The organism is Pedobacter nyackensis, assembly GCF_032678475.1.
Classification (GTDB): Bacteria; Bacteroidota; Bacteroidia; order Sphingobacteriales; family Sphingobacteriaceae; genus Pedobacter; species Pedobacter nyackensis_A.
Genome location: NZ_JAVTSF010000001.1, coordinates 1,120,016 through 1,140,502, shown reverse-complemented (window position 1 = coordinate 1,140,502; position 20,487 = coordinate 1,120,016). Strand labels below are relative to the sequence as shown.

Annotated in this window: 15 protein-coding genes; 6 read left to right on the top strand and 9 right to left on the bottom strand. The window is 38.7% G+C overall.

Annotated features, from left to right (window positions below):
- Positions 1-27 precede the first annotated feature (27 nt).
- Positions 28-1,863, bottom strand: a complete 1,836-nt coding sequence (locus R2Q84_RS04555) for a PQQ-binding-like beta-propeller repeat protein (protein WP_316815344.1) — start codon at positions 1,861-1,863, stop codon at positions 28-30.
- Positions 1,864-1,936: 73 nt separating this feature from the next.
- Complete coding sequence (locus tag R2Q84_RS04550; protein ID WP_316815343.1) at positions 1,937-4,186, bottom strand: S41 family peptidase; 2,250 nt, start codon at positions 4,184-4,186, stop codon at positions 1,937-1,939.
- 197 nt (positions 4,187-4,383) lie between these two features.
- Here R2Q84_RS04550 and guaB point away from each other — a divergent pair, with 197 nt between their 5' ends.
- Complete coding sequence (gene guaB / locus R2Q84_RS04545; protein WP_316815342.1) at positions 4,384-5,853, top strand: IMP dehydrogenase; 1,470 nt, start codon at positions 4,384-4,386, stop codon at positions 5,851-5,853.
- Positions 5,854-5,918: 65 nt separating this feature from the next.
- Here guaB and R2Q84_RS04540 read toward each other — a convergent pair whose 3' ends face one another.
- The 4 genes from R2Q84_RS04540 to R2Q84_RS04525 form a co-directional block, all read right to left on the bottom strand.
- Entirely contained in the window at positions 5,919-6,632 is a 714-nt protein-coding gene (locus R2Q84_RS04540) for a hypothetical protein (protein ID WP_316815341.1), read from the bottom strand.
- Between the two features lie 20 nt (positions 6,633-6,652).
- Positions 6,653-8,659 carry a sensor histidine kinase gene (locus tag R2Q84_RS04535; RefSeq protein ID WP_316815340.1) on the bottom strand — a complete coding sequence of 669 codons (2,007 nt, stop codon included), beginning with the start codon at positions 8,657-8,659 and terminating at the stop codon, positions 6,653-6,655.
- A 72-nt stretch (positions 8,660-8,731) separates the two neighbouring features.
- Positions 8,732-11,314, bottom strand: coding sequence for an ABC transporter permease (locus tag R2Q84_RS04530; protein WP_316815339.1), 2,583 nt, complete (start codon positions 11,312-11,314; stop codon positions 8,732-8,734).
- Positions 11,307-11,993, bottom strand: coding sequence for an ABC transporter ATP-binding protein (locus R2Q84_RS04525; RefSeq protein ID WP_316815338.1), 687 nt, complete (start codon positions 11,991-11,993; stop codon positions 11,307-11,309). The genes R2Q84_RS04530 and R2Q84_RS04525 overlap by 8 nt, the downstream gene beginning before the upstream one ends.
- Positions 11,994-12,093: 100 nt before the next feature.
- Here R2Q84_RS04525 and R2Q84_RS04520 point away from each other — a divergent pair, with 100 nt between their 5' ends.
- The 4 genes from R2Q84_RS04520 to R2Q84_RS04505 all read left to right on the top strand — a co-directional run bounded on the left by R2Q84_RS04520 (position 12,094) and on the right by R2Q84_RS04505 (position 16,656).
- Positions 12,094-12,780 carry an arylesterase gene (locus tag R2Q84_RS04520; protein WP_316815337.1) on the top strand — a complete coding sequence of 229 codons (687 nt, stop codon included), beginning with the start codon at positions 12,094-12,096 and terminating at the stop codon, positions 12,778-12,780.
- 180 nt (positions 12,781-12,960) lie between these two features.
- A complete protein-coding gene (locus tag R2Q84_RS04515) occupies positions 12,961-13,554 on the top strand; it encodes a TlpA family protein disulfide reductase (RefSeq protein WP_316815336.1) in 594 nt (197 codons plus the stop codon).
- A 25-nt stretch (positions 13,555-13,579) separates the two neighbouring features.
- On the top strand, positions 13,580-15,826 hold the full coding sequence (locus R2Q84_RS04510) for a response regulator (RefSeq protein WP_316815335.1): 2,247 nt from the start codon (positions 13,580-13,582) through the stop codon (positions 15,824-15,826).
- A 53-nt stretch (positions 15,827-15,879) separates the two neighbouring features.
- The gene (locus R2Q84_RS04505; RefSeq protein WP_316815334.1) at positions 15,880-16,656 is read left to right on the top strand and encodes a GDSL-type esterase/lipase family protein; all 777 of its coding nucleotides are present in this window, start codon (positions 15,880-15,882) and stop codon (positions 16,654-16,656) included.
- Here the strand turns inward: R2Q84_RS04505 and R2Q84_RS04500 are convergent.
- Positions 16,646-17,563: a bestrophin family protein gene (locus R2Q84_RS04500; RefSeq protein ID WP_316815333.1), complete on the bottom strand. Its 918-nt coding sequence runs from the start codon at positions 17,561-17,563 to the stop codon at positions 16,646-16,648. The two genes, R2Q84_RS04505 and R2Q84_RS04500, sit on opposite strands and share 11 nt — an antisense overlap.
- Positions 17,564-17,675: 112 nt before the next feature.
- Here R2Q84_RS04500 and arsC point away from each other — a divergent pair, with 112 nt between their 5' ends.
- The gene (gene arsC, locus R2Q84_RS04495) at positions 17,676-18,023 is read left to right on the top strand and encodes an arsenate reductase (glutaredoxin) (protein ID WP_316815332.1); all 348 of its coding nucleotides are present in this window, start codon (positions 17,676-17,678) and stop codon (positions 18,021-18,023) included.
- A 219-nt stretch (positions 18,024-18,242) separates the two neighbouring features.
- On the opposite strand, the gene R2Q84_RS04490 is transcribed toward arsC, so the two are convergent.
- Both R2Q84_RS04490 and R2Q84_RS04485 read right to left on the bottom strand, forming a co-directional pair.
- Positions 18,243-18,950 carry a TIGR00730 family Rossman fold protein gene (locus R2Q84_RS04490; protein ID WP_316815331.1) on the bottom strand — a complete coding sequence of 236 codons (708 nt, stop codon included), beginning with the start codon at positions 18,948-18,950 and terminating at the stop codon, positions 18,243-18,245.
- A 17-nt stretch (positions 18,951-18,967) separates the two neighbouring features.
- Positions 18,968-20,446, bottom strand: a complete 1,479-nt coding sequence (locus R2Q84_RS04485; RefSeq protein ID WP_316815330.1) for a sodium:solute symporter — start codon at positions 20,444-20,446, stop codon at positions 18,968-18,970.
- Between the last annotated feature and the right edge of the window lie 41 nt (positions 20,447-20,487).

Genomic DNA, 20,487 nt, shown 5'->3' with positions numbered 1-20,487 from the left:
ATATATCACGAAAAGAAAAGAATTTGTTTATTTAATTTTCAGCAGGGTAATAATTCCGTCCATAGTAGCAACCAATACTTCATTTTTGCTAAGCACATTTACTGTGTTTATCATGGAGTTATCAATTTTGTGTGCCCATACCATTTTACAAAGAATAGGATCAAACGTATATACAATGCCATTTCTTGTGCCGAAAAAAACATGATTTTCTTTTGCGATCAACATGGATGGAACATGCTCATATCCAAAATTCATATTTAATCTCCAGGCTATGCCCGGATCTGTAGCCTGTGTTTTATAAGCAACAACTTCATTGTTCATTGTTTTTCCAAAAATCATACTGCCATCTTCTGCGATTCCTATCGACTCCCTTACTGTTGCTTCTTTATTTCTCCAGAGGGTGGTGCCTTTATTTGCGTCAATAGCACTTAGTACTCTGTCGGGTGCAGCGATATATACGATTCCATTATGCGCTACAGGCGTACACATAGCGGGAGAGAACATACGGTTTGGATGCCCGTTGTTCCATTTCCATAGTAATTTGCCAGTTAGCTGATTAACTGCATACAGATGCCGGCCCCAGGATCCAAAAATCACCTTTCCTTCGTAAAGTAATGGTTTCCCAACAATTGCTCCTTCCACACCACGAAGTGTCCATAATTGTTTGCCGGTTTTTAGATTCAGGGCACGGAAATGATGATCGCTGCCACCTATATAAACCGTGTTTTTTTCAATTACAGGTGAACCCAGTACTGCCGCACGTGTTTTAAAACTCCATATTTTTTTACCTGTACCAGTGTGCAAGGCATAAATACTTCCGTCCCCAGAACCTACTACAACAATGGTATCGGCGATTGCCGGAGAAGAATAAATTGCTCCCTTTGTTTTAAAAGTCCATTTTTTGCTGCCATCCTGTAGACTTAAGGCTTCTACCTGTCCAATGCTGTTCCCAAATATGACCATTCGGCCATCTGTAGCCGGTGTCAGTACTACATTTGCCGGAGCATGGTAAGTCCAGGTCTGCGTAACTTCGGGGTAAATGGTGTTGATCAGGTATGACGGCCGGTCTACATTTCGTGTATTTAACAGGCTAAATTTTCCTAAAGAAATTTTTCTCCAGGGTTCCTCAACAGGGAGTCCTGGTTGTTTTGTCGCAAATAATACAGAATCAGTACGCATTGTTACCACGTTATAGCCGCCCAATTCATCTGTTCTGCTTAAGTTAGAACGTCCCATAGTACCAGGTATGCCTTCAAAATCAAGGGCAACGTTGTTGTGGCCATGTCCACATATAACGTATTGAATATTGTACTTTTTTATCCTGTCGGTTGCTTCATACCAGTTGTCTAAACTGCTGTCAATAGGGTAGTGGTTTATAAAAACGATTGGCATATCCTTAGGGGTATTTCGTAATACTTTGTCGAGCCAAATAACTGCATCACGTGGAATATGCCCGTCAGACATTCTTACATAAGGACCGGAAGCACATGCAATAAATCTATAACCTTTGTGATCAAAAGTAAATTTGTCATCGCCAAAGGCCTTAATGAAATCTACACCTCCCGATTCTGACCAGCCTGTATCATGGTTGCCGGGTATTACATAACAGGGCTTTTTTAAGAGCTTTAAAATTTCTTTAGTCAACTTAATTTCCGACCGGGTACCCATCTCAGTTACATCGCCGGTTATTACAACGAAATCCAGATCATGCTGCTGATTGATATCTTTAACAGTTTTTCTTAAATCTTCTTCCGCGCCAGGTGTTCCTATATGGGTATCGGTAACAAAAGCATATTTAAAGGTCTGGGCATTTACATTAAAAAACAAGAGAATAAAGGTGATGGCGGAGAAAAATAGCTTCATGTTCCAGTTAATAATTGTGGTGGGTTAAGTTACATCTTTTTGAATATAAGAGAAGCTATTTATGGAGCTACTTTTATTTCAAAAGTTCCAACGCTTTTTCCATGTATTCATCTTTACCTTCCTTTACCGCATTAATACTTTCAGTTATCATTACATCTGGTTGTATACCTATACTTTGCAGCAAACTACCGTCTTGTTGTTTAACCTTCATTCCTGTAAAACTAATTAAGTGATTGCCTGGGACATTAAATAGGTTTACATTTCCATTCGCACCTGCCGTAGGTTGCCCTACAATTGTTGCTAGTTTGTATTGCTTAATAAAGCCCATATAGCTTTCGGCATAGCTGATTGCACCGCCGCCTGTCAGGAATATAATTTTTGCAGCTATATGAGGTGAAGCTGGCTTCAGGTTCCAACCTAAACCATCATAAGTTACCTGATCATAATCTGGATAAATAATCTGAGGGATGAACATCCACTTGTTATTGTCATTTGTTGATAAAAGGTGAGTAATAAATTCGGAATTATTGGTCGGATAACCTCTTAAGTCGCAGATAATACCTTTCGCTTTAGTTAATTCAGGTAACATTGCTTTAATTTTTTCCATTTTGGCATTACTGATATTGATAAGATAGATATCAGTACCTAGTCTTTTAATTGTTGTGGTATCCTTTGTAGTTCTGTGATTCTTCCTCAAAAGCTTTAAAATATGTTCCTTGTTATCTCTTTTTATGCGAAGTGATAAGGATGAATCTTTTGCTCCATTGAGTACATCAGTAAGTGCGCGTGTATTTTTCCATTGTTCTGAACCTGAAATTTCCTTTTTCAAGGCTTCCAGCTTTTCTAAAGCTGGTTGGTTGTCTATGTAGGTAATTTCATCACCTGGCATTAATGGTACTTTTGCCTCATTTACTACCGAATCCACTACACGAACCACCATTTTTCCTTCAATTAGCGCTAAGCCAGCCGGTATGTTGTAATTATCGTCAAGCACACGTTTGCTGACATAAATATGGCCGTCTTTCAATTTCTCGGTCATGACCTTTAATAAAACTGTATAATCGTTGCTTGATTTAGCTTGGTAAGCAGCATTTAAGGCTATAGATAGTTGGCTAGCCCAGTCTGTATTTATTTCATCCTGATAAGGATAAAAATGTTGAAAAACATTCCACGTAATGATTACCCCGTTTAAACGGGTATAAAGATCAGTGTCTACCATAGATTTTGGGATTGATGTATTGATATCGGTAATCAATTTCTTCAATTTCAGGGTATCTGCCTTTGGGTAGGTCGCTTTTTGGTTTCCCATTAAGACCATTGGTACTGCACAGCTAATGCCGTTTCCTAATTTCTTTGTGAAATATTTACCAAAGCTTGCTTTCGTGTCAAAGATTTGTTTTTCTGTTTTGGATACAGAGTTATCCTGGATAAGAACTGAATTATTGCCATCTGGAGCATTTCCAGAAACAATTTCGAACTTATATCCAGTTGCTTTAGCGTACCATTCTTTTGGAAGTCCTTCTTCAGTTTCTTCGAATGAGCTGTTTTTAATTGGAATGTCTATCCATTTGCCATTTTTTTCAACCGCTAAACTAAAGTTATCAGTCCATACTTTACCAAGTCCAGCTAAAAAAGTACCAAACGCGATTCCTACTGCATCCTCATTAATTTTTCCAATAATTTCATAATTATCCCAATTCCTATTGTTTATGGGGCGGTCGTCCATATTATTAAAAAAGCCCATTTTACCTTTTTCCAGATCAACCCGTATCCACATCTGTCCTTTCCCATTGGCATCTGTTTTTATGGACGATTTAAGCCGAACTTTCAGCCCTCTGTAAGGAATAGCATCTATATAGTTGCTTACTGTTCCAAAACCTTTTGAGTTAGGATCGACAATTAGATTGGGGCGATTAGTACGTATGCTTTTATAAAGCCCGGATGTGGTTCCTAGTCCATAATGTTGCCAGCTTATTTCTTGCATCGATGTTGTATCCGGAGGGGTAATTGTTTTTATGTTGAATCCATTAACCGAGTTGCTCTGTGTAATGAGCAAGGAAGGAGCGATGGGCAAAAAAAGATCATTTAAGGTTTTTGTTAATGCGGCAGGGGTATTGGCATTTTCAACTTGCTTTATCCCATAGTAAGCAAATTTTTCCCAGTTTATTTCTGCTGCTTCATCAGATGGATGGAAATACCTTACATATCCATATAGCTTAGCAAAACTACTAAGGTTTGAAATTTTTTGCTCTTTATTGATGTATTGGGCCGATACTTGTAAAGCAGCAAGTAATAAAGTTAGCACTTGTAATAGTTTTTTCATTTGTTAGGTGTTTAATTATAAAATTAAAAAATAAAGGCAGCGATTAAAACACGTTAACAATCTTTAACATTGGTGGATGGATAGTTAATCTGATTGTAATCTTTTAGCTCTATCCGGTTTTATTCATAAAACTGTTGTGCAGTATCAATAATAATCGTATTTTTGCCCGGCAAATAGTAACTCTTAAATTATTTGCTATGCAACTCGATCCCAATAAATTTATTGCCGAAGGACTAACATACGACGACGTATTATTAGTACCAGCCTATTCTGAAGTTTTGCCACGCGATGTGGATACCGGAAGTTTCTTAACAAAAAAAATACGTATTAATGTTCCTATAGTTTCTGCTGCTATGGATACTGTAACCGAATCTGGTCTGGCTATTGCCATTGCTCAGGCGGGTGGTATTGGCATGTTGCATAAAAACATGAGCATTGAGCGTCAGGCAGAGGAGGTAAGAAAGGTAAAACGCTCCGAAAGTGGGATGATCCAGGATCCGGTTACTTTAAATGCAAATGCGAAGGTTGCTGATGCTTTCCAGATCATGAAGGACTACAAAATAGGTGGTATACCTGTTGTTGATGCCGACAACAAACTGGTTGGAATTATTACCAACAGAGATCTGCGTTTCCAGAAAGATATGCAACGTAACGTATCTGAAGTAATGACCCGTGAAAATCTGATCACAGCTGCTGAAGGAACAACACTTTTACAGGCTGAAGAGATTTTACAGGATTATAAAATTGAAAAACTTCCTGTGGTTGATAAGGATGGTCGTTTGGCTGGACTAATCACTTTCAAGGATATTCAAAAATATAAAAACTACCCTAAAGCATGTAAAGACGAACGCGGACGTTTACGCGTAGGTGCTGCAGTAGGTGTAGCGGCCGACAACATTGAGCGTGTAGCTGCGTTGGTACAGGCGGGGGTTGACGTTGTGACTGTTGATACAGCCCATGGCCACTCTAAAGGTGTAATTGATATGGTGAAAGCCATCAAAGAAAGATGGCCTGATCTACAGGTGATAGCGGGTAATATTGCTACAGCTGATGCTGCTTTGGCACTCGCTGCCGCAGGTGCTGACGCTGTAAAAGTAGGTATTGGTCCTGGTTCTATCTGTACCACAAGAATCATTGCAGGAGTCGGTGTACCTCAATTGTATGCAGTCTTTGAATGTGCTCAGGCGCTTATTGGTACAGGAATTCCGGTTATTGCTGATGGTGGTATTAAGCAGACTGGTGATATTGTTAAGGCAATAGCTGCAGGAGCAAGCGCAATTATGGCAGGTTCATTGTTCGCAGGAGTTGAGGAGTCGCCAGGTGAGACTATTATTTATGAAGGTCGTAAATTTAAGTCGTACCGTGGTATGGGCTCTGTAGAAGCGATGCAACAAGGTTCTAAAGATCGTTATTTCCAGGATGAGACAGATGTAGTAACTAAACTGGTTCCTGAAGGGATTGTAGGTCGCGTACCATATAAAGGAACTTTAGCAGAAGTTATTTATCAGTATGTAGGAGGCTTAAGAGCGGGTATGCACTACTGTGGTGCTTCAACAATAGAGGATTTACAAAAAGCTAAGTTTGTTCGTATCACTGCTGCTGGTATGAGAGAAAGTCATCCACATGATATTTCTATCACTAAAGAAGCACCAAATTATTCAAGGTAAAATAAATAACCAGACATAAAAAAAGGTGTGTTAGCTATAACACACCTTTTTTTATGTCTATTTTTTTACAAGAACTCATCTGACCTGATTTCCCAGGTCCAGGGCTTTTTAAAGCTGTTAAATGTACGCATGGTCTTAACATTCAACGGCTGTTCAAAAGTTTCGCTGGCAAGCGTTCCACTACTAATTGTACCACTAACAACCGTTCTCTTGTTATTCAGGAAGTCGTATTGTTTATCGTTCATTTCCCCGGTTCCTTCCTGATATGCATAATTATTGGCTTTAGCCAGCATCCAGTCTTTGTCCTGATATTTGAAACTATAATTGAGTTTCCAGCGCCAGTTTCCTCCGCCCTCAAAGGATAAAGTAAGATTGTTGGCCGTAATATTCATGGGGCGTAAGGGGTCTCCCATTTCTCCGCCTTCTTCGGACCGTAATATGAAATTGTTGTTTTGAGTAGATAATCGGTAGGCTCCTTTTTCAGACCGCCTGAAATACACCGCTAATATTCTTGGTTTTTGAATTTCAGTAATGATTTCTGTTTCATTATCGCCGTAGGCACGATTTTCTTTTACCGGTCTGTAAAATTCAATCACAAATGCAATATCCTTAATATTATCATTATTTAAATCACCCGAGACGCTATCCAGTATCTTCCAGTTTTGAGGGACCAGTGTGGCTATTGATTTTCCATATTCAGGGAGTTCTGGAAATACAAATGGCTGTGCATATATAGCAGTATGGAAAAGTAAAAAAAGGAGGATCAGTTTAGTCTTCATAACATGCTTATAAACGATAATTATGCTAGAATAGTGTTGTCGGCATAAGCAAGTGGTAGCTCAAAGCAAAAAGCAACCTCATTGTCATTGATATTAAGATGTAGTTCACTCCCGTTACTTTTAATGTATTCGCGGCATAAATGCAGGCCTAAACCTATCCCTCTTTCATTCCCGGTACCAGAGGTGGCTTCAAATTCAAATGCCTCCGTGTTGGACATGCCTTCCAGATTTAGTTCATTTGCATTAGAAACAGTATTGCTAACGCAAATTTTCATGTGCGTTTGCTCAGTTACCATATTGATACCAATGCTGTGCGAAGCAGGTGTAAATTTTATAGCGTTGTCGATCAGGTTACGCAACACCAACTGTATTTGGTTTTCATCGGCATATACGATACAGTTGTCTGTATACTGTAGATTAATGGTAATGCCTTTGGATTGAATAAGGGGAGAATAAACCAATCGCAGATCTTCAACAAGTTCTTTCAGATTAAAATTTGTTGGTTGCGTTTTTATACCTTCCATTTGACTTTTTGCCCAGTAAAGAAGGTTATTCAATGTATTGTGTATGGTGTCAATATTTTTCTTGTTTTCATTTAGGAGCATTTTCAGTTCATCAAGTGAAAGCAGGTTCATGTCCTTTAATGAAAAAATACTCATCAGACTGTTGAAAGGACTTCTCAGGTCATGCGCAATAATCGAGAACAATTTGTTTTTGACAGCATTTGACGATTCCAGCTGCAAAATGGTATCTGTTAATTTTATTGTTCTTTCTTCTACCAGTTTTTCCAAACGCTGGTTTTGTGTCTGGATCAGTAAAAAGTTCTCATCCCGTACCTTTTGTTCATTGGTAAGAATGACCCGATACCTGTCGCCTAAAGCAAAAGCCAATAGAAGGAGCTCGATTGTAGATCCTATGGGTACAAATTCAAAAGTATATTCATGGTAGGTGAATACTCCAGCCATACTCAATACAACCGCAACAACCGTAACCGAAATAAATGACCATGCCAGGAGATAGTATTTTGCTTGTTTATGCCCTTTTCTGTAAGCTACCACTCCTGAATACCATAAGACTACTGCGCAAACGAGGGACATAATTTGCGCCAATGTTGCGGAAATACTTTTAAAGCCCAATAAGCTTGTAAAGAACATTAGGATGCAACATCCTAAAAGGAAGTTGCAGATTTTAGTCCATTCAGGTGCAAGAGTTTTAAGGTTGAGGAGTTTCTGTGAAAATAAAATGGAAGCAATGAGAGAGATGCTAATAAAAATATGCGGGTAAAGATTAAGAATTATACGGGCTTCATAACCAAATAAATAACTGTAACCTCTTAGATAAGTTACTACATAAATGGCAATCGAAAAAACATAGAAGCAGTAGTAGAGGTAAGTCCTATCTTTGATACTGAAATAAAGAAAAAGGTTAAACAGGAAGAGGGTTAACAGTATGCCAATATACATCACCTCGAGACTGTTTTTAACAGATTTACCCTGGGCAAAATTTTCCGAGGTGGCCATCTTAATTGGAACAATAAGGATATTGTTTGTTTTTAACCTAAGCCATATGGTATTTGAACTCTGCGCCTCTTTTTGGATCGGCAGATCAAATATGAAATTGTTTGTAACAGTTACGCCGGGAGAGGGCGGCTTGATAGAACCGGCAGTTTTGTGTATCAACCCGTTAACAGTACTAACATAAAAGTCAATTTGTTCGATGTTGGGAACATCCAGTACCATGTAGTTTCTTTCGTCTATATTACCAGTATATTCCAACCTGATCCACATTGCAGATTTGGTGTTTCCAAGATTAAGAATGTCTGTTTTGCCAGGTTTGAATTGTCCTGCGCCAGAAAGGATCTGCATTTGTTGCAGTGTTAAGCTTGCAGACTTGTCTTCATAATAAGTAACACTTTTACCAAGATTACGATAATTCAAGTTACTATCCAGATTTATGATGGGTGTAGCGGCAGAGTGAGCATTAGTGAATTGCCCAAACAGGATAAATAGGAAGATTAGAAAACGCATACAAATCAATAAGGATATTCTAATGTAAACATTTTATACTAAATTATCTTGAGACAGTATTTTTGAATTCAATTAATTGTCCTTTCTCAATACTTCTAAGGGAGGGTGGTTAAGTATATTTCTACTGCTTAGCACTCCTGTAAGCACTACAAGTAATACAATTGATGTAAAGAAGATGATGACCGGCCATATAGGGGGTGTAAAGCTGGCGTCAAAACTAAAGGTGGCCAGTGCCCAGCTACCTCCAATAGCCAGAATCAAACCGGCCCCGGCTGCTACAGCACCTAGAAAAAGGTATTCTAAAGCCGTGATGGTTAAAATCTGTTTTCTGCTGGCACCAAGCGTTCGCAGCAATACACTTTCACGGAGGCGCTGTCCTTTACTGGTCAGGACTGCAGAAAGTAGCACAATCCATCCTGTTGCCATACTAAAAGCCGCCATAAACCTAATCACAAAGCTTATTTTGGATAACAATTCATCAAGAACTTTTAGAATGAGACCGAGATCTATTAAAGATACGTTTGGAAAGGCATGGACCACACCAGCCTGAAAATTTGCAGATACCTTGCCTGAAGGTACATGCGTCATCAATACATGGAATTTAGGAGCTTCTTCGAGTACTCCTGTCGGGAACACTACCCTGAAGTTGGTCTGCATTCTGTTCCAGTTTACCTCTCTTAAACTACCAACTACCGTCGGAATGAGCATTCCCTGTACATTAAAAACGATTTGATCACCAACTTTTACATGGATTCGTCGGGCATAGTTTTCTTCGAGGGATACATACACTTTGTTTTCGGAAGGGGTTACCTGGCCAATCCATTTGCCATCAGTCACTTTTTCAGCACTGGTTAAAGTGTCCTGATAAGTTACCCTGAGCTCGCTTTTAAAGGCACGTTGGGACGGGCCTTCATTATCAGTGGAAGCTGCACTGTCGAGCGCAGCAACAGTGGCTGCCGTTTTTCCGTTTATCTCTTCAATGCGTACAGTAACAATTGGAACCTGGTTTATGACGGGAAGTTTATAAGACTTGGTGAGTGCTGCGACAGCTGCCTGCTGATCATTCTGGATATCGAACAGGATCATATTGGCCTGATTGTTTCCAGAAGATAGGGTAATGCGGTTGATTAGTATTCCTTGTACAAAGAACAGGGTTCCGATAAAGGCGGTAGACAAGCCTATAGAGACTGTGAGCATTAACGTTTGATTGTTTGGGCGGTATAGATTGGCGAATCCCTGCCTCCATAAATAGCCAGCTTGCTCGGGGAGCAAGCGACGCACCATCCACATCAATACCCTGGAGAGTACAAATAGCAATGCAAATGAGATTAGAATTCCCCCTGTAAAAGCAAGCGCTTGTTTCCAGCTGTTCATTTGCAGCTTTGTAAAGGCAAGCACAAACAGTATGATAAGTAAATAAACCACCCATTTCAACGGATCTGGTTTAAACGTATGTCTTTCGAAGGACATACGCAATGCGTTTAATGGCGAGATGTGTCGTACTGATAAGAGTGAAGGAAGTGCAAATAATATGGAAATGATTACCCCCAGCAAAATTCCCTGTCCAATAGCCCACCAGGATATCTGAACACTAATTTCAACAGGAATAAAATCTTTTAATACTGCAGGAAGGAGGAACTGGATCATTGTTCCCAATAAGGCCCCTCCAAGGGCGCCGATAAGTCCAATGGCTGTAATCTGAATCAGGTAAATAAGAAAAGCCTCTGAGGATTTCACACCAAGACAGCGAAGGGTAGCGATGGCGGCCAACTTTTCTCTGATGTATACCTGTACCGAGCTACCTACACCAATGCAGCCCAGCAGTAGTGCTATAAAGCCAGAAAGAGAAAGAAACCTGTTGACGTCTCTAAATGACCTACCGGTATCCTCTTTTTTAGACGCTACGGTTTCCGCATCAAGACCTTCTTTTTCCAGTGTGGGCTGAATCTTTTTTAATGCTTTATCAACAGCATTAGGGTTGTTGTATTTGAAGTAGTATTTATACTGAATTCGACTACCAATTTTAGTAAGGCCGGTTTGTTCCAGATATTTCAACGGTATATATACCACAGGTGCAACGGTAGCTGCTATTCCTGTTTGTCCGGGTACTTTATCAATCGCACCTTCAATTTTAAAAGTGAGTTCGCCTACTTTAATAGAATCCCCGGTTTTTGCATTGAACTGTAGCATCAGTGTCTTGTCTACCAATGCCGTTCTTTGTCCCATTCTAAAGCTTTTTCCTGCTGTTGAAGGTGTGGTCTCGATTTCACCATAATAGGGGTATCCGCCTTCTAATGCTCTGATTTGCACCAATCTGCTTTGTTGGGTTTTTACAAAGTAAAGCATAGAAGCAAAGCTGTTTTCTACTGCGCGCTGGTTTCCAAGTGTATCGAGCATAGCCAGCACCTTCCTGCCAGGAATTTTCCTGCTTTCAATGATCAGATCTGCACCCGTTAGTATTTTTGCCTGTTCATCTATATCCTTTTGCAGGTTGTCTTTGAATGCATAAACTGCAACCAGGGCAGCTATCCCCAGTACAATTGAAGAAATGAAAAGGAACAAGCGTGACCTGTTTTTTCGGCTGTCTCTCCAGGCTATTTTAAATAACCAGCTGATATTTAAAGGCCTGTTGGCTAGTTGGTTTTCATTAAGCATACAAATCTGATTGAACGATTCCACCTTTTAATTTGATGATGCGATTTGTCCGGGACGCCAGTTCGAGATCGTGGGTGACAATAATCAGGGTAGTCCCGGCTTCCTGATTGAGCTCAAAAAGTAGTTTCTCAATTTTTTCACTTGTTTCTCCGTCCAGATTACCTGTCGGTTCGTCTGCAAATAAAATAGCCGGTTTATTTGAAAATGCCCTTGCAAGAGATACACGCTGCTGCTCGCCACCGGAAAGTTGAACCGGGTAATGATGAGCGCGGTTTGCGAGCCCTACTTTGTCTAATAGTTCCATTGCCCTTGTGCGTACATTTTTCTCCCTTCGCAGCTCCATCGGAACCATTACATTTTCAATAGCGGTAAGTGTTGACATCAGTTGGAAGTTCTGAAATATAAAACCTACATACTGGTTGCGAACGGCAGCTCGCTGATCTTCCGTCAGCAGATCAAGTCTTACTTTATTCAGTATCACGCTGCCCGAACTTGCACGATCTAATCCTGCACATAGTCCCAATAACGTTGTTTTTCCGCTACCCGAAGGACCAGTAATGGCCATGGTTGAACCCTGACTCACGCTAAAACTAATGTCGTTAAGTACAGTTAAAGCTGTTCCTGCACTTTTATAGGTTTTGCTAACGTTTTGAATTTCGAGGATGTTTTCTGTAGGCATGGAAGATATTTATAATTAGGAAGTACTATTTTAAACTTAACGGATTATCCACTGTTAAATATACAGTAAATCACTACTTTTAGAATTATATATCCTATATATGTTACGTATAAACATCATCAGTACACTAATTTTGACAAGCCTATTAATGAGCTGCGGAAACAATGAAAAAAAGACAGATCAGTCAACAGTAAAAGCTGCAGAAGGAGAATCTGCTACAAGATCTTCGAATCCAAATGTGCAGCATATTCTTTTTTTTGGGACCAGCTTAACAGCGGGTTATGGTCTTGATCCTAAAGACGCTTATCCTGCGCTGATTCAGAAAAAAATAGATTCAGCAAGTCTGAGCTATAAGATAATTAATGCCGGACTAAGTGGTGAAACCTCTGCAGGTGGTAAGAGTAGGATTGACTGGCTGTTGAAACAGCCGGTTGATATTTTTGTACTGGAATTAGGAGCTAATGATGGTTTAAGAGGTTTATCTATTCCCGAAACGCAGGCAAACCTTCAGTCTATAATTGATAAGGTAAAGGCTAAATATCCGGCTGTAAAACTGGTGATGCTAGGCATGCAAATGCCACCCAATATGGGGGCAAAATATACGGGTGATTTTAAAGCTGTTTTTAGCAGTTTGGCCGACAAAAATAAGATGGTTTATGTACCTTTTTTACTTGAAGGGGTGGGGGGTGTAGCGAAACTAAATCAAGAAGACGGCATTCATCCAACAGCTGAGGGACAAAAAATACTTGCAGAAAACGTTTGGGTTAAGCTTAAAGAACAGCTTTAGTTTTAAGTAAACATATTAAGTAACAAGAAGAGGCTGATCTATGACGACATCTTTTAATTGATTTTTAACATTTATTATCGGAAGGAAACATCAAATAAATTTTATATTTCCTTCCGATTAATATAATAAATGACGTTATTGGTCTTATAAACACAATCTACTAATACTCTGTATTTCAATATGAAGAAAGCTTTCGTGTTTTTTTGGCTAATACTTTTGTTTTCTGCCATTGGATATCTATTTTGGTACAACGATATCATTTACCAATTGCCAACCCCAATTCCTAAAAACTATAAATCAGTTGAGATAGGAAGTTTGATAGCCTCTAACGGAACTTTGGACAATAAGCATGGTAAACCCATTTTTCTTCATTTTTTTAATCCAGACTGTCCCTGTTCACGATTTAACATGAAACATTTTAAATCACTTGTTAAAGAGTATGGCGATCGTATTGATTTTAGAGTGGTAGTATTGAGTCCCAAATCTTTTACTTCGGAAACTATCCAAAGTAAGTTTGATCTCCAAATCCCTATTCTATTTGATGAAACGCTTGCCACAGCTTGTGGTGTGTATTCTACTCCTCAGGCTGTTTTATTAGATCAGGAGCAACATTTATATTACAGAGGAAACTATAACACCACCCGTTATTGTACAGATGAAAAAACCAGCTTCGCAAAAATAGCTCTGAACGGTTTGTTGAAAAAGCAAACTGATCTGGTTTTTAGTGAGGCAGCACTGAAATCCTATGGTTGTACTTTGCCAGACTGTAAATAATTAAAAATTTTGAACTGATTAAGCAATGATTTCAAACAATCATATGACTATTTCTGATAACCAAAACCGCTTACTTTTCCTGGGAGTTAAAGAAAGAACGGATCGTTTAATGAATTACTTTTTATGGGGTTATTTCATAGTGGGGCTGATCTTTGCGCAATTTTATGATACCTGGTTAATTGCATTTGGAGTAGGTGGTCTTTCTTTGCTGGCCTATTATTCCGTGAAATATTTTTTACCGTCATCCAATCTTTATCAATACGTTTTAAGCGCAGTGCTGGGTATTTTTATGGCACAGTTTATTTACCAGATGCATGGACTATTCGAAATGCATTTCTTTGCCTTTATTGGGAGCACGTTGCTAATTACCTATGAGAAATGGAAACTACAGATACCCATGCTTATCGTGGTGATGGTCCATCATGCGGTATTTGGTTATTTGCAAAATAGTGGGGTAAGTGAAATCTATTTTACACGGTTGGATTCTTTTGATTTGCAGACTTTCATAATTCATATATTATTGGCCGACATGATCTTTTTTATCTGTGGATTATGGGCCTACTTATTAAGAAAGTCTAATGAAAGGCAGGTTGTTCAGACCTTAGCAATGGCCGAACTACAAAAAGAAGCTCAACTATCATTGGTCCGGAAACAGAATGAAGAGGTATTGGAAAAAGCTAACGAGAAGCTTAAGGTATCTAATTTAGAGTTGGAAAAAGCCAGAGCTGAAGCTGATCGGGCCAATCAGGCCAAAAGCATCTTTCTTGCTACCATGAGCCATGAAATCCGCACCCCGATGAATGGGGTAATGGGGATGGCGATGCTCTTAAAAGAAACAGATCTGAATAAAGAGCAGTATATGTTTGCAGATGTGATTGCTAATTGTGGCGAAACATTGATTAATGTTATCAACGATATACTGGACTTTTCTAAAATAGAGTCTGGCAATATGGAATTAGAGTCCGAAGATTTTAATTTGCGTAGATGTATAGAAGATGTCCTTGATATATTTGCAGTAAAATCTGCTGAACTTCAGTTGGATTTAGTTTATCATATTGAAGAAGATGTTCCTTCGCAAATTGTTGGTGATCAGCTGCGGTTGAAGCAGGTATTGATTAATTTGGTTGGAAATTCTATGAAATTTACCGAACAGGGTGAGGTTTTTGTAGCTGTTTCTGTAGGGGATATTTTACAAAACGGACTGTTCGAACTGAAATTTGAAGTGCGTGATACAGGTATTGGAATAGCGGCTGATAAATTGGATAATTTGTTTGACGCTTTTTCGCAGGTTGATTCCTCTACAACCCGTAAGTATGGTGGTACTGGCTTGGGCCTCGCAATCTCAGAAAAGCTTGTCAAGCTTATGGGAGGCGAAATTAATGTGGAGAGTGAGCTGAATCAGGGGACGACCTTCTCATTTACGATCTGTACACAAATTGGAACTAAGCTACTGAAGCCATATACCAATTATAGCATGACGGAACATGCAGGCAAAAAAGTAATGGTTGTAGATGATAACGCGACAAATCTGACCATTTTGAATAAGCAGCTTGGGTATTGGAACTTACAACCTATATCGGCCAGTTCGGCTAAACAGGCATTGTCAATGCTGTTGCTTGATCCGGCAATTGACTTAGTGATTACAGATATGCAAATGCCTGGAATGGATGGTGTAATGCTGGCCAAGCTGATGAAGCAACGCTATCCACTTATTCCGATTCTTTTGCTGAGTTCTATTGGCGAAGAATTTGAAGAAAGTCAACGAGGTTTGTTTTATTCGGTCATGACAAAGCCTATCCGCCAGCATGTACTTAGTAAACAAGTCTCAAGTGCATTGCAAACAAGAAGGCATGCAGAAATAGAAGAACAGGTGTTTTATAAAAGAATGTCTGCTGATTTTTCAACAAATTACCCTTGCACATTGCTGATCGCAGAGGATAAATTAATAAACCAATTGGTAATCGTTAATATTCTTGATCGATTGGGTTATAAACCTGATCTGGTGAGAAATGGAGAAGAGGCCATTAACGCTGTTAATGAAAAAGATTATGACATTATCTTAATGGATATGCGAATGCCGGTAATGGACGGTTTAGTGGCAACCCGACTGATCAGAAAAAAGCAATTGAAACAACCAGTTATTATTGCGTTAACGGCCAATGCATTAAAAGGTGATGAACAAGATTGTTTAGATGCCGGGATGAACGATTATATTAGTAAACCTATTCGCCTGGAAGACTTGATGGATAAACTTGAAAAATGGTGTAAATAAACACAAAACCTTATATTAGATTTTCCTTAATTTGAAATTATTGACGTATAAAAATGATGAAAGCTATCTTTAATTACACCTGTTTGTTCTTGCTATTCGTTTTGACTTCCTTTTCAGGAAAAAAAGAGCAAAAGATAAATATTGTTTTTATAGGTGACAGTATTACTGAGGGCGGTGCTTTAGCAAATCCAAAAACTGAAGCTCCACCAATCTATGTGGCGCAACTATTGAAACAACATAAAGGTATTAGTTCTGTGAATGTTAATAATAAGGGGTTTAGTGGACATACTACTGTAGATTTTTTGCCAAAGAACGACATTGATTTCCCAAAAGTAGTGAAGGTCGCCGATCTCTTTGCGCAAGATAAAACAGCCGTCTTATTGTTCTCTATCATGTTGGGTACAAATGATAGCGCCATGTTCGGACCAAATGGTGCACCTGTCCAGGCAGTTCAGTACAAAGATAATTTAAGTGCCCTAATCAATACCTTGATCGAGAAATATCCCGACGCCAAATTTGTTATACAATATCCGCTTTGGTACAGCCCAAATACAGACAATAATACAGGATACATGCAGGAAGGTCTCGATCGTTTAAGCAGTTACTTTCCACAAATAGAAACTTTATATGGGGAGTATAAACTTAGCCATCCAAACAAGGTTTATCTGGGTGATAATGGTGTTTTTAGATTTTTTCAAAAGAGCCATAAAAAATTATTTAAACCTGAGAATGGCAAGCATGGAGTTTTTTATTTGCATCCCAATGCTGAGGGCTCTAAAGCTTTAGCTGAATTTTGGGCAAAGGGAATTCTAAAAGCAATTAATCAATAATTCCACTATTTTGCTGTTCAATTTCAGGTAGTCTTTCTCCAGCTAATTCCAATAATGTAGTCTCTATCATTAAACACATTGAATTAAGAGCAAGGTCATTTGCTTCGGTTCCAAATGGTTGCTCAATCTCATCTGCAATAGCCTCAAAGGCTACAAACGTATAAGCTATAAAAACGACGATAAGGGGTGTGAGCCACTGTAAACTATCTACTAAGCCAAAAGGCAATAGAAAACAGTATAAATAAACGGTGCGATGTAATAAAACACGATAGCTATACGGGATAGGTGTAGATATAATTCTCTCACAACCACCTACTATGTCAGATAACTTATCCAGGTTTTCGTCAAATCGGGCTTGCTGAATGGAATCAATTTTATTATCATTTTTAATATTTTTTATCCATTCGGCCATGAGTTTCATGAGCATGACAGGTTTAAATTTTGTTGGTGCTATAACCTTAAATTGTTCTTCAGTAAGGCGGGTCTTTAAATCCAGGCTAGCATCTGTACCTCTTAGTTGATGTTTTAATGCGTAAGTAAAAGATATCAATAACTGAATAAAGTTAGTAGTAAGCTTGTTGTCTGCAGTAATATTCGGCAGGGTCATAGCTTGACGTGCTAACGATCGGGTATCATTTAACAAAGCTCCCCAAAGTTTTCTGCCTTCCCAAAAACGATCATAACTAACATTGTTGCGAAAACCGAGGAATAGTGCAAGTACGAATCCAAACAAAGTTAATGGAACAGGATTGAGGGGGATTTTGAATGAAAAAATAGTTCCACGAAGCCATACTACACACATAGATATAATAAGAAGTAAAATTAATCGTGGGAGAACTGTTGGTAGTACAGATCCGTGCCATATAAAGAGCATTTTAAACCAGTGTTCCTTCTTTCTTATTATCATTTGGTAAATTGTTTACTAAGCAAAGGTAAAACTCTGTTTGCATCCACATAGAAATTGTTAATCGCCTTGGTGCCTTTTTCCAAAATATCGATATTTTTATCAAAATTTTAATATGATAAAGATTTACCATAATAACAGATGCAGTAAAAGTAGGTGTGCATTGACTGCTTTAGAAGAAAGTGGGCAAGAATTTGAGGTTATTAATTATTTGCAAACAGTACCTACTGCAGAAGAATTGCGTGAAATTGTTGACAAGTTAGGTGTTAAGCCCCATGAGCTTATTCGTAAAAATGAATCGATTTATATAGCTGACTATAAAGGGAAAGAACTTTCTGATGAAGAGTGGATTGCAGCGATGGTAGCGTATCCCATTCTTATTGAGCGACCAATATTAGTTTCCGGTGATAAGGCCGTTATAGCAAGGCCTACCGAGAAAATCAACGAGATATTAGGCGAATAACCTTCTAACGTCTAGAAAAAGCACTATATAAGTTTATTGCGTCTTTGCATGGTGTAATAATACTCATAAAAAAGTCAAATGCTGTGAGCCGACATGCGTAGATTTGCCCTTCTTCAGGGCTAAATATACGAGGAGGAGAACAATATTTGACTTTTTTGAGTTAAGGGGTGAATATTTTTAGCTAATGGATATTTAAGCTCAAAGAACTCAATAAATCGTTTAAAAATTCGGTTTCAGTACATACTTCTCATAGAACCTGAAGATGTGTTCTGCCGCTTCTTCAGCTGTATCAACCAGTCTGAAAAGGTTCAGATCTTCAGCATGTATATTATGCTCTTTTTGCAGCATAGTTCCTTTGATCCATTCTATTAAGCCACCCCAATACTCTTTTCCCACTAAAACAATTGGGAAACGTGCAACCTTTCCTGTCTGGATTAACGTAATCGCTTCAAACAACTCATCCATAGTTCCCATTCCACCAGGTAAAACAATGAAGCCCTGAGAATACTTCATAAACATTACTTTCCTGATGAAAAAGTAATCAAACTCCAACAACTTGTTGTGATCGATATATTTATTGTGGAACTGCTCAAAAGGGAGCTCTATATTCAAACCTACAGATTTACCTCCATTGGTATGAGCCCCTTTGTTCCCCGCTTCCATAATGCCAGGGCCACCACCGGTAATTACACCGTAACCACGTTCTGTTAAGAGCCTTCCGCACTCCACAGCAATTTCATAGTACTTATTTGTTTCGGCAGTTCTAGCTGACCCAAAGATGGAAACACAAGGACCAATTTTAGCTAATTTTTCAAAACCATCAACGAATTCAGCCATGATTTTAAAGATTTGCCAGGAGTCAGTAACCTTTATTTCCTGCCAGTTTTTGTTTTCGAAAGCGCTTCTTATTTTCTCTTCACTTGTCATTCTATAGGTATTAAATATTAGAATTTGGTTTGGGCCGTAGAAGTTTTTCCGGTAACCCAAAGCAAGATAAATGTAATCAAACCGTTTAATATAATCAGTTCAAATCCTAAAGCATAACCAAACCAGCTTAAGGAATTTGTATCAATAATAAAACATAATATTGGAGAAAGGATACACAGATAAGGCACAAGTTTATCGTTTACAGCTCTTCTGGTAAGCATACCCAGACCGAAAAGACCAACCAATGGGCCGTAGGTATAACCGGCTGCCTTAAAAATAGCGTTTACCACAGAGTCGTCATTGATTATTTTGAAGATTAAAATAACCAAAACCATCAAAACAGAGAAGCCTACGTGAACCATATGTCTTTGACGAACCAGGCTTGGTGCATTCTGATCTGCTTTTTTATCGAAGTGTAAAAAGTCGACGCAGAAAGAGGTTGTCAATGCAGTTAATGCAGAGTCTGTAGTGGCAAATGTTGCTGCGGTTAATCCCAGCATAAAAATAATTCCCGGGATTACATTCAAGTGGTTCAATGCTATTTCCGGGTACAAATGATCAGGCGTTTTCAAGGCTGTAACATCAATACCATTATTCGCTGCGAAAAGGTATAACAAAGCGCCTACACTTAAAAAGAAGATATTCATGATGACAAATATCAGGGTAAAGGTGAACATGTTTTTTTGTGCCTCACCTATCGTTTTCATGCTTAGGTTTTTTTGCATCAGGTCCTGATCCAGACCTGTCATCGCAATCGTTACAAATATTCCCCCTAAAAACTGTTTAATGAAGTGACTTTTGCTACCCATAAAGTCTTCCCAGAAAAAAATCTTTGAATAGCTGCTTGTTTTTACAGCCTCGAAGGTTCCTGCCAGATCTAGATTTAATGAATTGGCAATAAAAACGATAGATAAGACAACTGAAAGCAGCAGGAAAACAGTTTGCAATGTGTCGGTAATGATGATAGTTTTTAGGCCTCCTTTATGGGTATATAGCCATATTAGTACGAGACAGATGATAATGGTTAGCCAGAATGGAACATTCCATGCATCGAAAATGAACTTTTGTAAGACAATAGCAACAAGGTAAAGTCTGAAAGCAGAGCCAATGGTGCGTGATACAAGAAAAATAGCCGCGCCTGTCTTGTAGCTCCAGAAGCCTAGGCGACGCTCCAGATAGGTGTATATAGAGATAATGTTTAGGCGGTAATACAGAGGTAATAATACTGTTGCAATGATGATAAAGCCTACGGCATTTCCCAATATAAACTGAAAATATCCAAATTCACTTTTGCCGACCGCTCCGGGAACAGATATAAAAGTTACACCTGATAACGCTGTTCCTATCATTCCAAAGGCAACAAGATACCATTTGGAATTTCTGTTTGCGATAAAAAAGGCGGCATTATCAGAGTTGTTTCTGGACGTAAGGTATGCCACCCCAATCAATAACACAAAATAACCGATAAGGAAGGATAAAAGTATAATGGGACTCATATTGTGGTTTTAATAAGCTGTTAAATGTAAGAAACCATGAT